The organism is Priestia iocasae (genome assembly GCF_016909075.1).
Lineage (GTDB): Bacteria > Bacillota > Bacilli > Bacillales > Bacillaceae_H > Priestia > Priestia iocasae.
In genome coordinates, this window is record NZ_JAFBFC010000002.1 from 77,076 (window position 1) to 92,404 (window position 15,329).

At 39.4% G+C, this 15,329-nt stretch carries 13 protein-coding genes; all 13 read right to left on the minus strand.

The window, feature by feature from the left end:
• Positions 1-1,647, minus strand: a complete 1,647-nt coding sequence (locus JOC83_RS05550) for an amino acid adenylation domain-containing protein (protein WP_205185044.1) — start codon at positions 1,645-1,647, stop codon at positions 1-3.
• A gap of 45 nt (positions 1,648-1,692) precedes the next feature.
• A complete protein-coding gene (locus tag JOC83_RS05555; protein ID WP_205185046.1) occupies positions 1,693-3,162 on the minus strand; it encodes a citrate/2-methylcitrate synthase in 1,470 nt (489 codons plus the stop codon).
• Between the two features lie 440 nt (positions 3,163-3,602).
• Positions 3,603-4,313, minus strand: a complete 711-nt coding sequence (locus JOC83_RS05560; RefSeq protein WP_205185049.1) for a CpsB/CapC family capsule biosynthesis tyrosine phosphatase — start codon at positions 4,311-4,313, stop codon at positions 3,603-3,605.
• A gap of 147 nt (positions 4,314-4,460) precedes the next feature.
• A complete protein-coding gene (locus JOC83_RS05565) occupies positions 4,461-6,476 on the minus strand; it encodes an S-layer homology domain-containing protein (protein ID WP_205185053.1) in 2,016 nt (671 codons plus the stop codon).
• Positions 6,477-6,639: 163 nt separating this feature from the next.
• Positions 6,640-7,413: a hypothetical protein gene (locus JOC83_RS05570; protein ID WP_205185055.1), complete on the minus strand. Its 774-nt coding sequence runs from the start codon at positions 7,411-7,413 to the stop codon at positions 6,640-6,642.
• 56 nt (positions 7,414-7,469) lie between these two features.
• Positions 7,470-8,135, minus strand: coding sequence for a CpsD/CapB family tyrosine-protein kinase (locus JOC83_RS05575; RefSeq protein ID WP_205186014.1), 666 nt, complete (start codon positions 8,133-8,135; stop codon positions 7,470-7,472).
• A 34-nt stretch (positions 8,136-8,169) separates the two neighbouring features.
• Positions 8,170-8,919, minus strand: a complete 750-nt coding sequence (locus JOC83_RS05580; protein ID WP_205185057.1) for a YveK family protein — start codon at positions 8,917-8,919, stop codon at positions 8,170-8,172.
• Between the two features lie 403 nt (positions 8,920-9,322).
• Positions 9,323-9,658 carry a tRNA-Val4 gene (locus tag JOC83_RS05585; RefSeq protein WP_205185059.1) on the minus strand — a complete coding sequence of 112 codons (336 nt, stop codon included), beginning with the start codon at positions 9,656-9,658 and terminating at the stop codon, positions 9,323-9,325.
• A 407-nt stretch (positions 9,659-10,065) separates the two neighbouring features.
• Positions 10,066-10,467, minus strand: coding sequence for an SMI1/KNR4 family protein (locus tag JOC83_RS05590; RefSeq protein ID WP_205185061.1), 402 nt, complete (start codon positions 10,465-10,467; stop codon positions 10,066-10,068).
• 212 nt (positions 10,468-10,679) lie between these two features.
• On the minus strand, positions 10,680-11,225 hold the full coding sequence (locus JOC83_RS05595; protein ID WP_205185064.1) for a T6SS immunity protein Tdi1 domain-containing protein: 546 nt from the start codon (positions 11,223-11,225) through the stop codon (positions 10,680-10,682).
• Positions 11,226-11,243: 18 nt separating this feature from the next.
• On the minus strand, positions 11,244-11,837 hold the full coding sequence (locus tag JOC83_RS05600) for a polymorphic toxin type 15 domain-containing protein (protein WP_205186016.1): 594 nt from the start codon (positions 11,835-11,837) through the stop codon (positions 11,244-11,246).
• Between the two features lie 1,096 nt (positions 11,838-12,933).
• A complete protein-coding gene (locus JOC83_RS05605; protein WP_078990064.1) occupies positions 12,934-13,374 on the minus strand; it encodes an SMI1/KNR4 family protein in 441 nt (146 codons plus the stop codon).
• A 25-nt stretch (positions 13,375-13,399) separates the two neighbouring features.
• Positions 13,400-15,328, minus strand: coding sequence for a T7SS effector LXG polymorphic toxin (locus tag JOC83_RS05610; RefSeq protein ID WP_205185066.1), 1,929 nt, complete (start codon positions 15,326-15,328; stop codon positions 13,400-13,402).
• Position 15,329 lies beyond the last annotated feature (1 nt).

The following is a 15,329-nucleotide window of genomic DNA, read 5'->3' on the forward strand; positions in this document are numbered from 1 at the left end:
TTATCTTCTTCCTTCTAATCGTTGATATAGTTGTTTTCGATCTACTTTTCCATTGCTATTTAACGGCATTTTATCTAACACATCTATTTTATTTGGAATCATATACGCCGGTAATTCAGCGCTAATTGAATGAATGATTGCTTTAGGCTCAAGGTCATTTCCTACGACAAACGCACGAAGCCCTTTTGCCGTCCCATTCTCAATAGGCCATGGCAAAACAACCGCCGATAAGACATTGGGGTCTTTTGCAATGCTTCCTTCAATTTCGCCACATTCAATGCGATAGCCATTCACTTTTACTTGAAAATCTGTTCTACCGATATACCCCATGTTCCCTGATGGAAGGACCATAACTTGATCACCGGTACGGTAATAGACTCTTTCCTCCCCAGTGTCGGCTACCACTTTAACGAGACGTGAATTTGTTAATTCCTCATTCCTCCAGTAGCCTGGAAACGTTTGAGGCCCTGCCACACACAGCTCTCCCACTTCTCCCTCTTTCACTGGATTGGACTGCTCATCAAGAATGACATGCTGAAGCCCATCGTTCATCTTCCCGATTGGAACGATTTCATTGATGCATTCTGCCTCTGATTCTTCATCCATCCATCGATACGAAGAACATGCGATCGTTAGCTCTGTCGGTCCATACAAATTTTCGATGATGGAGTTAGGAGCAGCCTCTCTCCATGCTTGCACCGAGCTTTTATGAAGCGGCTCTCCGCAAAACAAGCTTAATCGTAAGCGTGGAAAAACGCCTTTTGTTAGCAATCGCTGCTTTCTCATAAGCGTAATGAGAGAAGGAACCGAAAACCATACCGTAATGTTCTTTTCTTCGATAAATTGAAGTGGTGATAGCAATTGAATGGGCTTGATGGAACAAACAGCCGCTCCATTCGACCAAGCCATGAATAAATCAAAGATTGATAAGTCAAATGTTTGATCAAATGTCTGAGATAAACGATCTTCTGAATGAATTTGATACTTCGCTTGATTCACGTTTAGAAAATGCACAACATTTGCATGCGTTACAGGCACTCCCTTCGGATTACCCGTGCTACCAGAAGTGAATAACAAATACGCAATTGAATCACTCGTGCGTTCCATTTCACTGAAGTCATAGCCATGCTGCACGTGATGTTGATCAATGACTGTACGAATAGTAGGAAGCTTTGTATTCAACGTAGCATCTGGTAAAAAGGCAACAGGTATCGACACCTCTAACCCCATGCTAAGCTCTTGAAAGGAAGCAACTGCTTCTTGACCGACAATAATGACATCCATGTCTGCGCTTTCAATCATTTGTTTCGTTCGTTCAGCTGGAAACTGAGGATTTAACGGAACAAATGTCGCTCCTGCTAGTAAACTAGCAAGTACGCCTATATAAGAAGCCTGACTTCGATACGCGAATATCCCAATTCGCTTAGGCTTACGACAATGCTTTTTGATCGTAGTGGCCCATGTAAGCGCACATTCTAGCACTTCCTGATAGGTCCATTCTTGATTTTCAATCGATAAGGCAAGCGCATTTGGGTCGTTCAGAACACTACCTAGAAAATTAGCGTGCAGGAGACCTTCTGAATGTACATAAAGTTTTTTTAATTCTGACAAATCTAAACGTTCGATTGTTAGTAGGCTATCACTCATTGATAAACCCTCCACTTTTTAAATTGAACAACGTGTTTATAACGATTACATTCTTTCATTCAAAGGTAGATACGGAACCTCTGTTTCACCCACATACTGTAATAAAGGGCGAATCAAAATATTATTTTCATATTGCTCATTCACTTGTGACAACCAGCCCGGTATACGCCCTAAAGCAAAGACCGCGATAAAATAGTCCTGTGGAATGCCTAGTAAGTCATAAATCACACTTGCATAGAAGTCAACATTCACATCGACCCCTTTATCAATATAAGGCTTCATCGCACTGACTAACGCTTCAAGAATTTCATAATAGCCGTGCCCTTTACTTAAATCTCTGGCGATGTCACGAAGGTGCGTCGCACGAGGATCTTCTGTTTGATAAACTCTGTGTCCAAATCCCATAATCGGCTTTCCTTTTGCATGGTTCTCTTCCACAAACCTACTCGCGTTTTCTGGATTTTCGATGGACTTAATCATCGACATCACCTTTTCAATGGCGCCTCCATGCAAGTTTCCATGAAAAGTAGAGACAGCGGCTGTAAGAGCAGCATAAACATCTGCTTCTGTACTCGCAGCTACCCTTGCCGCAAAAGCAGAAGCATTTGAGCCATGATCTGCATGTAAAATAAGAATTTTATTCATGATTTCTTCTTCTTTTGAAGTAGGGATTCTTCCTACTAACAAGTAAAGAAGGTTTGCTGCATACGACAATTCTGAACGAGGAACCATTCTTTTTCTGCCTGACCTACACGCAAGATGCGTAGCAATCACAACAGGCACTTGAGCCATGATGCTAATTGCAGTAGTTCGACTTCCTTTTTTCACACCAAGGCTTTGATCTTCATGACATGCACCAAGAGCAGAAATCACCGTTCGTAGCATCTGCATAGGATGTGCATCCTTTAAAGCGTGAATCATTTGCTGAATAACTTCTGGTAGAGTCATATGGTTATGTAACTCTGTGATAAATGTATGTAATTCATCTTTCGTAGGAAGCCTTCCCTCTACTAACAAGAAAGCGGTTTCCTCAAAAGTCGAGTGTTGAACAAGCTCATGAATAGAAATGCCTCTATACAATAAACGTCCTTTTTGTCCATCAATCATCGTCGTCCTCGTTGTATCAAACGTAACACCTGCCAATCCACGAGAAACTTTTGGCGTCGATCCATGATCGTGTTGATTTTGGTCAACCGTTGAATCACTACCTTCTTGCTTGTTTCCATTTAAAGCTGGCGTCAGCTGCTGATGAATGTATTTCTTAATCGCTGCGACCGATATTAACTGATCTCTTACACTCTTTTCGATTTCAATGTTGTATTCTTCTTCTAATGTTAGTAAAAGCGTGACATGCCCCAACGAATCCCATTCTCTAATTGAGCGATATTCAAGGTTATCGTGAATGTCATTGATATCAATGTGTAACGTTTCAGCCATTAATACCTCTAAATCAGAATGATGATGACTATTCGAGCTTACGCTATCTTTGCCCGATGGTTGCTTTGTAACTACCACTGAACCCATCCCCTCATATCAATACTCAAATCATTGTGATGCATGAATTTCATTTTTTTACAATTTATGAAATAAATACATCTTTTTACCTTTTCCATCTTGTCACTTAAAGTCGAAAGAAACAAATCCGCCCTCAACATCTATGAACAGTTCCATTTTAAAAATGGATAGGTATTCGTACTTTCTCTATCTTTTTTACAGCATTATATAATTTTAGTAATATATAAAATGGTAGGTATTAGGGTCTAAATACGAGATCGATAGCTCTGAGCCTTTCTAACCGTTGGTGCAAACCTTTTTATCTAACTTTTTTACGAATTACGGGCTTAATAGAAAAAAGCACCTTTACGTTGAAAATGCGTTACCATTTCCACCGTAAAGGTGCTTTTCACGACTATGACAAATGAGTTGTTTTCTCTATGAAGTGATGATGAATGAACTTATAAAATCCACATAAACTTCTTCCGCTTCACACGCTCTGGTGCGTAGCGAATGATTGTTTCGTCTTTTAGTAATCGCTCAGCATTTTCCATAAACATCATCGCTTGGTCTTGACCGACTTTATCGTATGCTGCACGCAGCTGCATGTTTTTATTCGTACGATCGGAGGCGATAAAATGAACAAGGTGCGCATCAATTAATTGCGTACAAAACTTGCTGATTTTTTGCCTGCTCACCACACTCGCAGCCGATAGCTGTACGAGTGCGCCCTTTTTTACAAGCTGATACAGCCAATCCGGATTCATCATAACCCCTGGGTGCTTTTCCGGCTCGACTAGAATTGGAATGAGCCCCTTTAATTGAAGCTCGTAAATGAGCTGTTCGACCGCAACCGGTGCCACGTCTTCTGTTAACATCGTATAGACGTACTTTCCGTCTTGCTGAAGCGTCATTAATCTTTCTTTTTCGTAATATTCAGTTATTTTAGTCGTTAATGAATACACAACCGTTGGCACAACCGTTAGCGATAAGCCATGCTTGTGAAAATCTGCTTCCATTTCGCTTGCCTCTGTTAGAGCTAAAGCAGGTGACACCTCTTCAACAATCGGTGCGTAGACCATCGTATGTACCCCTTCAGCCACGACCTTTTTCGCCATCTCAATGCGTATATCTTCGAGACAAGAAGAAAGATGACATTGTAAATCAATCACCTAAAACCCCACCTTTTGAACTAGTTTTTTCCATCTTTTACTAGTATAACACTACTATGGTAGTTTTTACCTTCTATATTTCTCAACATCTTTCGACAAGCACAAATCCCCGTATGAAGCTCTCACTTCATACGGGGATCCGCAAAATTACTCGTTAATTAAGTTTAATTCTTGTAAAGACTCATCTACTACTTTCACAATTTGTGCACGTGATGTTGCACCATGTGGATCAAAGTTGTTGCCTGGCTTTCCTTCCATAATGCCTAATTTCTTCAGCATTTCTACATCTTGACGTGCCCACTCTTGGATGCTTGCTTCATCTTTGTAATCAGCAACGTTACCTGGTAACTTCTTCGCTGCATCTTTGTCATAGCCAACGCGGTTTAACGCACGGTGAATCATCGCCGCTGTTTGAACACGAGACACACGTTGGTAAGGAGCAAACGTATTGTCACCTTTTCCTTGAATGATTCCTGCTTCTACCGCTGCCATTAACTCAGGAACGAACCACTCATCCCCCTTCACATCCGTAAAGCGACCATCATACTTCGTTGCACTTGTTAAGCCTAATGCACGCGTTAATAGAACCGCCATTTGAATACGAGATGTGTTGCTTTCAGGCTTGAATGTGCCATCTTGGAATCCTTGTACGATTAGCTTGCTTCCAAGCTTCTCGATTGCCGCTTTGTTCCAATGAGTTGCTGTTACATCCTTGAACGTTTTCTTGTTTTCAATGATTGTGTACTTTGAGTTTGTCATGGTAAAAATATTCGCAACGTTGCCGTTCACAACAAGCGGACGAGCGCTAACCGTACCGTTATCATTGATCACAACAGCTGCTACGATGTTAGCATTAAATGGTTTATCAGCCGTGATGCTACGTGGTACATAAGAGTTGAAACGCTCTAAGGATATAGTCTTATTGCCAGCTGTTGCCTCAACCTTAAACTCAATGATTGGCGCCACAGATTTCAAACCATTTTTACCTAACACATTATTGTCATCTTTTGCTGGTGCAACCGTGATTTTAATCTTCACATCTTTTGCATCTACACCTAAATTTTTCGCAAGGTCGGCAATGTTCACTTCTTTTACTGGAAGCTTATACTCTGCACCGCCCACTTTTACATTAACCGTTGCATTTGCATTTTTACCTTTTGCTGCGTCAAAAATTGATGATGGAACATCGATATTGACTTTATCGCCTGTAAGCTCGATGCCTACTTCTTTAAAGTCTTTCGCATCCTTAATAGCATCCACAACCTTTGATGGATCACTTTCAACTGCACCTGGTCCGGTTACGATTTTACCTGGGTTAGTTGGATCTGGCTTTGGATCTTCAGGTTTTGGCTCGACTGGAGGTGGTGTTACTGGGCCGCCTCCACCACCGCCTGAGTTACCGCCACCTGGATTGCCACCATTGCCCCCACCTGGTTTGTCTGCGTTATTATAAGCTTTGATTAAGATTGGTTTTAATTGATTGCTTGGATCTACTGCTGCTTGGATGTCAGCTTTAGCTTTTAAAATTCCTCCTGCATTCGCTGTGATTGCATTTTTCACTTTTGTACTAAGTGCTGGGTACGCTGGCTTCTTTGTTGCTGCACGATCCATAGCTGTGTTTAGATGAGCAATGTAGTCTAGCGTAACTAAGTTATTTACATCTTTATCTTTTAAAATATCAAACATCTCTAGCTCTACTTGAGAAATATATCCTAAAAAGTCATTGGCTGAGCTACCAAATACCGCTTGAATATCTGTGTTGTAATTTGTGACAAACGCATTTACTTTTGCTTCCAAATCTTCCTTGCTTGTTGCCATGGATATAGCTAACGCTGCACGAGCGACATTACGCTTTTCAGTCGTTGTCGCTTGTCCGCCACCAACTTTATCTAACGTAATATTGCTTAAGATTGAATCTAATTTTGTATCATTGTTAAGTAGTGTATTTACATCGGTACGGATTGTAAGTAATGTTGCACGATCGGCATCACCTAATGTCTTGTACACATTAAACAAACGCTCTGCTAATGCGCTGTATGAGTCGTACTCTTCTGCTTGTACACTTGTAGCTGGACTTACCGCTACTGTTGCCAACGGCGTAAATGCAATACTTGCTGCTAAAAGAGCTTTCATTGCTTTTTTACTGAATGGATAGTTTTTCATACGTCACCTCGTATATGTATTTTAATAGAATTAAAGCCAACTTGATTAATAAAGGAACTGATTTGTATATAGTGATATAGCGATATAATAAGGCTATTTATTCAATAAAAGATAAAATTTTCCTTTTATATTTAAAAAGAATAGTCCCTCCGTGAAACGGGACCTATTGCTTGCTCATTTCTACAACCGCAATGCGCTTTAGTGCTTCAATTTCAGCTGCACTTAATCGTGAGTAGACTTTTGATTTGATGTACGATTTTTCTTCCCCTGTTAAGCCGCCTTGTGCAAGTGAACGGAATTCATTGATCTCACCTGCTGAGAACTTGCTCATCACAAAACGTGTTGCTTCATCTTTATTAGAGAACCCTGTACTTGGCTTTTTCGCTGGCTTCTTTTCAGGCTGCTTCGGTGTCTCTTTCACCGGTTCTTCCTTATCAGCTGACGAATCCGTTGCTGGTGTGGATGACTTGTTGCCTTCTGAAGGTGAAGACGCTTCACTTGACTGACTCGCTTTTGAAGAAGATGCATCTGTATTAGAATTCGTATCCGTTTGTGGAACTGCATTTGAAGAGGCATCAACCTTATAGCGCGCCAACACTTCCGCCGCTTTGTCTTCTCCTAGCTCTTGCTTCAACACATCCTGCATACCATCATCTTGTAAAATTTGCTTCATATCATCATCTGATACGTCCTTGGATACTTCGGCAATGATCTTATCCGATGCGAAATCCATCGCAAATTGATAGCCAAAATAACCCGGAATCGTCAGTAGTAACACCATGCTAAACGCATAAAAACGCTTATAAATCCAAAAAGGTCTCGTTTGCACACGGTGACGTTTTCCAACCTTTTTATAGTACACATTCTGATCTTTGTCTTTAAAATAACGAACACTTACAAGCTTTAAAGGGGTCCATATCTCTTTCATCATGGGCATGGGCCTCTCACTCCTTACCTTCTCTTAAACTCACCGGGCGCAAACCTTGCTTTTTTTTAACGATTTGAACCGTAATAATAATAGTAGTTTCCATCCGACTGTTCTCGTTGATTAATCACAACACCAAGTAGCTTCCCTTTTGCGGCCATTAAGAGCTCTTTCGCTTTTTGCGCAGCGTCTTTGTTTGTTTGACCACTTTTGACCACCATCACAACTCCGTGACACTGATTGGCTAAAATTTGCGCATCGGCAACCGGTAGCACAGGCGGCGTATCAAAAATAACCACATCAAACTGATTGTAAATCTCCGCAAGCAGCTCTTCCATCATCGTTGACCCTAACAATTCGGCTGGGTTTGGTGGAATCGGACCACTCGTTAGCACATACAAGTTATCAACATCCGATAATTGAATCGATGATGCAAGCGTCGTTTGCTTGGTTAGCACGTTCGTTAAGCCAATGTGATTCTCCATACGGAAGGTATAATGAACCGTTGGCTTACGAAGATCGGCATCAACGAGTAACACTTTCTTGCCTTGCTGGGCGAACACCACTGCTAAATTCGCTGTCGTCGTGGACTTTCCTTCACCAGGTAAAGACGAGGTCACCATGATGGAACGAATGTCACGATCCACACTCGAAAATTGAATGTTTGTTCGAATCGTACGGTATTGCTCCGAAATGGGGGATTTTGGTCTGATGTGAGAAATTAAGCTACGCATATGCGTTAACTGTTTTGGCTGTTTCTTACTACGCTTAAGCACCGTACGTCTCCCCCTTTTTCACGGACTGACTCCCAAATGAATGAGACTGTGCTTCTTTAATACTTTCTTCATTAATAACGGAGATCACACCCATCACTGGAAGCTCTAACACTTGCTCAACATCTTGCTCTGACTTTAACGTGTTATCTAAAAACTCAAGTAAAAACGCAAGACCGACACCAATCATTAACCCCACCACGATCGCAATCGCAATGTTCAGTAACGGCTGAGGCTTTACTGGACTCGGATCTACACCGACCTCTGCTTTTGATAAAATGCTCACATTATCAATGTTCATGATTTTCACAATTTCATTTTGAAACACCGTCGCCGTCGTATTCGCAATCGCAGCCGCTACGTGTGGATCCGGGTCTTGAACCGTCACTTCTACTACTTGTGAATTAGTCGCACTACCTACTGTAATTTGACCATTCAATTGGTCTACGGTTCTTCCTAGCTTTAATTGCTCTTCTACCTTTTCTAGAATGGCAGGACTTTTAATAATCACGTTATACGTATTAATCAACTGAATGTTTGTCTGCACTTCAGCTGAATTGTAGAACTGTTGCTCAGACTTTGTTTGGTTAACAAGAAGCTGCGTCTTTGATTCATAGATTGGTGTAAGCACATAAAAGCTCACAACCGCACTAATCGTTGCCGCTACCGTGGTAATCAACACGATTAGCCACATCCGCTTCCTCAACGTCTGAAACAACTCTTTCAAGCTAATTGTTTCTTCCATGATGACCTCCAAATGCAAAATTCACACACAAATATACAAGAAACATTATAATAGACCTAGATCATAATATCTATAAAAGATTGCAAGTTTTAGATATTTTTTACAATTTAATGAAATTAATCCCTATTCTATTAGAAAGTGGAAAATCCGTAACAATGTTATTATCGACATATTTTGGTAGAAATTTAGTTTTTTCCTTTTTTTAGTATTATTGAATTTCTTTTTTCTTCACTCCATTTCTACTCCTATTAAATGTTGTTCAGCTTCTTCAGTGGAAAATACGTAACGGATGTTAGATCATCGATGACGATGACATGATGCTAGTGAATAAGAAAAAGGTGAGCTGCGACTTCTGGTCGGCTCACCTTTTTCTTTACAATCTATTTTGATTTTAGTTGAATAGTTAGACTTTGAATATTTCTCGGATCTTATCTTTCCATGTGAATAATAGCTCTAAAAATCGCTGTGTTTCCATTGTGTTTTCATAAGGTTCTTCGACCCTAAACATGTTCTCAACTGTTGTGACATCTTTTTTTATTAATACGCTCGCAGCATTCAATTGGATTTCAAAATCTTCATATTTTCCTTCTAAAACATGTTTCATGTATTCTATGTACTCATCTACTTCTTCTTCTGTAGAAATATCTTCAATAAAATCTGAGAAAAGGCTTATTTCTTCTGGTAAAACAATTCTTAAATCACCAAAAGGATCTTCTTTAAATTCGTATGAATAGTTCATATGTTTCCGTCACCTACTGAGTTATTTTTTGTACAATGGATAGGCAGTAGCTATTAAGTCATCTCTATAATTCCATACTTATCAGGCTTCTTTTCTGTACCTGGATTAATCTTTCAACCCATCATACTCTCATGGTGATACCCAACTGCTTGCCCACCCCTATTCATTTTCCCATGATAGATATGTTTCATGGTACACGTATTATATTCTCATTATCAATAACTTTCTCTATACACCGAATCCCTTCCTTTATAGGAAGCGTCGTTATTATCATCATTTTAAACGAAAAGAAAAGTGACAACAATCTATCATTACAATAGGTAGTTACCACTTTCATTTATCGTTCTCTCAATCTCTATTAATTCTTCATGCATTTGGTGATGTCACGGTGACAAGAATTTAAATTTCTAATACCAATTGTCAATCGCTTCTTGAAAGCTATCCTTTACGTACTCATCAAACGTAGAATATCTAATAATTTCTTCCTTACTAATACCATCCCATCTTATAACATGGTAATCATCTTTCGTATTAATGCAATAAACAAATTCATCTACGTTTTCAATAACCAAATAATTCTCTGGTAATCCTAATCTTCTATATCTTTCCGTATCATCCACCACGGATGCATACTCAATTCCTTCCACTCCTAACACTTCAACTCCACAAATACCTCCTGAACCAAACCTTTTAACAAATCCTTTATATTGTGGAGGAAAAGTACACCCCAAATTTTTTTCTATTATAACTATGTTTTCATCTGAAATTTCTCCAAAGAAATCTCCGTTTTCAGTATATTGATTTATCATCCATCTCTAAAATTTCCATGTCCATTCTTTAAACACCTCAATCTAAGTTGTTAAAGCGCCATTTTCAGTATTTTTTTCTAAAATTATTGTATTGTTTATCGAAAGTATCACTATTTCTAAAACGCTCTCCATCTTTTATTAAAAATAAAAACACCTGATTCCTAATAAGGCAATCAAGTGCTTATAGTTAATTCTGTAGCCAATCCTGTACATTACTGAACTGGTCCCATAAATTCAGTAATAAGAAGAATGTGTTCCTTTAATTTGACTTTTTTTAGATTCTCTACTTTTTCTGCTCCACCTAAACCTAATAGTGGGGTGTATCCAAAACACTCGTCATAGTTAGGGGCACTGTATTTACTAATCGCTTCAGGATAAGGCTGCCACATTAATTCATCGTTCATAAATTCATCATCTTTTAAGTCATCAAAAAAGAAGTCAAATCCGGATGAAACAACATTAACATATCCTTTCCTAAAGTTTAATAAATTTACATACTTATCTTTTTCCCATACTATAACATCACCCATTGCAGTTGTAAAAATAGGAATCGCCTGCTCATACCTTAGATAACTTCTCTCTAAAATATCTAAATAATCGTCTGGATTAATAACTTTTAAAAATCCATTTACGAAAGTACCAAAACCATACCTTTTCCATGTTTCTATTAATTCTTGAGGAAGTTTATCCGTATATTTTAAAATAACATCTTCATTAACTGTTTCATGTTTTATAAAATCGCTAAATATAGTTTCCAATTAAAATACCTCCTTTGATTATTGAGTTAATTTCACATTTAAATAAGTATTCTTTAGCTGCTCGGGTGACATATTCTTCGCAATTTCCCTAATTTGCTCATCAACAACATCAATTCTATATTTCCATTGTGAACCTATCGAGGAATTTACTCTTTTATCTCCCAAACCTCCAATAATGTCTGCTCTTCCCCCAGCTATTTGATCTGGATTATGAAGTGCTGCTTTTGTTTCCAGCCATTCAGAAGCTTGCTTTGTCGCATCTGCTCTGGAAAGTCCTTGTTTTCGCAGTTCAGCAATTTTATCTTTAAGTGCTTCTTGTCTAGCCATTTTTTGAGCTGCATTTCCTTCTATTGCTCTACCTTCAGCAATATATCTTTCTCTATTTTCCAGGTACTCATCAATTGTTAGTTCGTTCATACCTTTTTCTTGGTCTTTTAATTGTTTTGCAAACTCTTCGGAGTCATGTTTAGCATTTCTTTTAAAATATACTTCTATTTCCTTTACTCTAGGTACATCATCTAAATGCTTTGTTTCACTCGTACCCTTCCCAACACTCTTCTCTATATACCGAATCCCATCCTTCAACGTAACCGTCTCAAACCCAAATCCCATTTGTGCGTTGCCTGCTGTTTGGAACACACGAACCCGGACTGGGACTGGGGTATCACCTAACTTGTTGAAGGATTTCTTTACGTAGTCAGCTGCACCTCGGTACGTTCCTTGAGCTGATTGCTGAAGGGGTTTCATCACGCGCTGGACGGTGTATGTACGGAGTGCGTTTTGCATGTCGCTTAGCTTTTTCGAGCCTTTTGCGACGGCTTTTGCTCCTGCCTCAAACGTTCAACTTCTCACCCTCCCGTTACAGTAATTTTAATTTGTGTAACGCTTTTTAACGAATAGCGAGTATTATACGACCCTCTCTAGTAAAAATACAACCCAATTTTTGTCTGCCTGATGCTAAACTAGTAACCTTCTTACGTAACCTACCTTTTATCGCCAAGAGCTTTGTCATTCTCGTTAGTTTTTTAGCCATTCCCTGTCATAACTACCCCTGCCATATAAAATGTCATCTCGCCTAATTATCGTACTTTTCTTACTATCCAAGTATTAAAACGATACTCCTTGATGGTACAACCATCATGAGCTATGAATTTCACATAAGCAATTTCATATCGTCCAACTTAAGTCTATTTTATTATATTGTTTCATTCATTTTCTCATGTACAATGTATCTCTCCCTTTATCACCACGAGCTTTGTCATTCGTATATCGCTTACCATCATAAGTATTTGATTCAAATGTTAGTTTATTTTTAACCATAAAATTTTATATACCAAAAGCTTTGAAAGGCATATAGCCAATCAAGGTAAAATAATATATTCGGTTTAATTTACTGATAAATCAAGGGAATACTTATCATTTTCTTCTTTTTTTCTTAAAAATTAGCAGTCTTATCCGTATCCTATGTTGTAATCTAAAAATAAAAAGCACTTGTTGCCTCTAGTTGACAATCAAGTGCTTTAAGTTTCATTGCATCAGAAAAACAGTATGGATACCTTTTGTGTCTCGTGCCAAGTACTACCTTTAAAACTTACGAGTTTGTGTTTAGTCGTTAGTTTTTTATGCGTTCCATGTCTTTGTACCCGACAACAAATAAAATGTCATCTTGCCTTAGCTCGTTTATGCTAGCTAACTAAAAAGCTCTTGATTAAGGATACTTCAATCCATTAATAAATTCCTTAAAACTCCCAGCGATTTTATACGTATTTTCTTCTTCACTTGATTCCGGGAAATAAAAAGAGTGATCCCAATAATATACACCATGGTTTTCAGTATCGGTAATGAGTACAATTAATCCTGAACCCGGATCATCACCTATTATTAAACTATTTGTTAACATATCTTCTTCAAACTCTTCATAGCATTCACTTAAGTCAAATGTTTTTTTTACACCTAAACCATATAAGACATCTAATGGAATTTCCTGATTTAATTCTTTAACATAAAATTTACTATACCTAACTTTTGAAGTCCCTCCGTTATATTCACTTAAAAATTTTTTATAATCTTCAGGAAGTAAAAATCCTAAAAACTCTTCAAATTCTTCAATCGATTCTTTTGTTGCTTTACCAAAAGCATTTAAATTCATTTTATTTCACTCCCCTTTAATCTTTTTATTTCTTAGATAATGACATTCCACCCATGTGTCGGAATCTTCTGTGCATCTCTTTATCAATTTCTTGCATAGTAGTTAAATCTTGATGATGGTGCCATGTATTTTCATCTGATTTAGGACCATTTAGGGCTAATTCATCAGCCTTAGCAAAGTCAAGATCATATCTCTCAAACTTACCTATTGGAACTTCTTGTTTTACCATCCCAGCAGATTTGAAATCTGGAAAACCACCTGGATAAGAAACACGATTTGGTGGTATCTCCCAATCAGTATAAGTCCACGTTCCTTCCTCATCAATTTCGATTTTTCCACCTTTTTTCTGCCATTTGTCAGGATCTCTAGAATATGGTGGTTTAGTAGATAATTGTTCCTTTGTAAACTTCACTACTTCTTGGTTCTTACCCGTACCCTTCCCAACACTCTTCTCTATATACCGAATCCCATCCTTCAACGTAACCGTCTCAAATCCAAATCCCATTTGTGAGTTACCTGCTGTTTGGAACACACGAACCCGGACTGGGACTGGGGTATCCCCTAACTTGTTGAAGGATTTCTTTACGTATTCAGCTGCCCCTCGGTACGTTCCTTGAGCTGATTGCTGAAGAGGTTTCATCACGCGCTGGACGGTGTATGTACTCAGTACGTTTCGCATGTCGCTTAGCTTTTGGGAGTCTTTTGCGACGGCTTTTGCTCCTGCTTCACCTACTTGACGAGCGTAACGAGAAGACAACGCTCCCGCTCCGGCAATCCCGAGTGATTGGAAGAGGCTTGCTTGGCGCTGTTCATCTGAGATGGTGTTGCCAAACATGTCTTTACCGGTCGTATACTCGTATAGACCGTTTGTGAGGACTAAACCATACAGCCCTTTTTCCGCTTTACCTAAAATATTGAATCCTTGCGTGGTTTTATAGGCACCTAGCACATGATTGGCAGCATTGACTCCTTTTGCTGTTGAATAAATCGCTTTTCCACCTTTAAAGGCTCGTCCTGCCCAGCCGATGATTGGAATGAAGCCGGCTGCCGCCATTGCCCCTGCGGTGGTGCGTTGGGACGTAGAAAGTTTTGCACCTGTGATCGGATCGATGCCTTCGGTTGCTCTTTTATAATCATAATATCCGGTGATCTCTCCTGTAAAGGTGGTGACCGTATCCCACGTTTTTTCGTACCACGGTTTGTTCGCTTCGATCTCGGCTTGTTTTTCAAGCTCATAGACGTCTTTTTCTTGCTTTTTGTAGTCAACGTACTGTAATGATTGTTCATGAAGCGCTTTTTGCACGCTGTAGAGCTCACTTGCTTTGTACGCTTGTTCGTCGAATGCCATTTGATAGATGGTGCCGCCTTGACTTGACTCTTGAAGTAAGCTTTGCACGTGCGCTTGAAGGACTGTAAAAAGCGGTTCAAGTCCTGTGTACTCTGCTACCCAATTCGCATCTAACTGCTCGACTGCTTCAATCGTTTCACGCCTTTTCTTTTCCGCACGGTCGATGTGATCATTAAACGCTTCTTTCGAAAATGGTGAAAGTGGGACCAAATCAGAAATTGAACCGAGGATCGCAGCAAGAGCCTCTTTCTGCTGAGCGATCATGTCTTTGCTTCGCTGTAACGAATTGCTCACGTCCTGTTCGACGAAAGGAACCTTCACAATCGTATTCCCTGATAGCTTCACTCTGTCGGCTTGTTCATCTAGGTTTTGAAAGAAATGCTTGTAGCTGCCGACCATATCTTCCAAAAGCGTCACCACATCCACATGGCGACGGTAAAACGCTTTGATGTTGTCGGCTCCTTTTCCTTGGAAGTCATCTCCAAGATCGGCCATCCCTTGAAGCGCTTGTTTTAATGGCTGTAGCTGCTTTTCGAGTGCCTCATAAGATTTGACTCGTTCCTTCGCTGCGTCGAGTAATGTAGAAGATTCATAGACTTTCTCCATG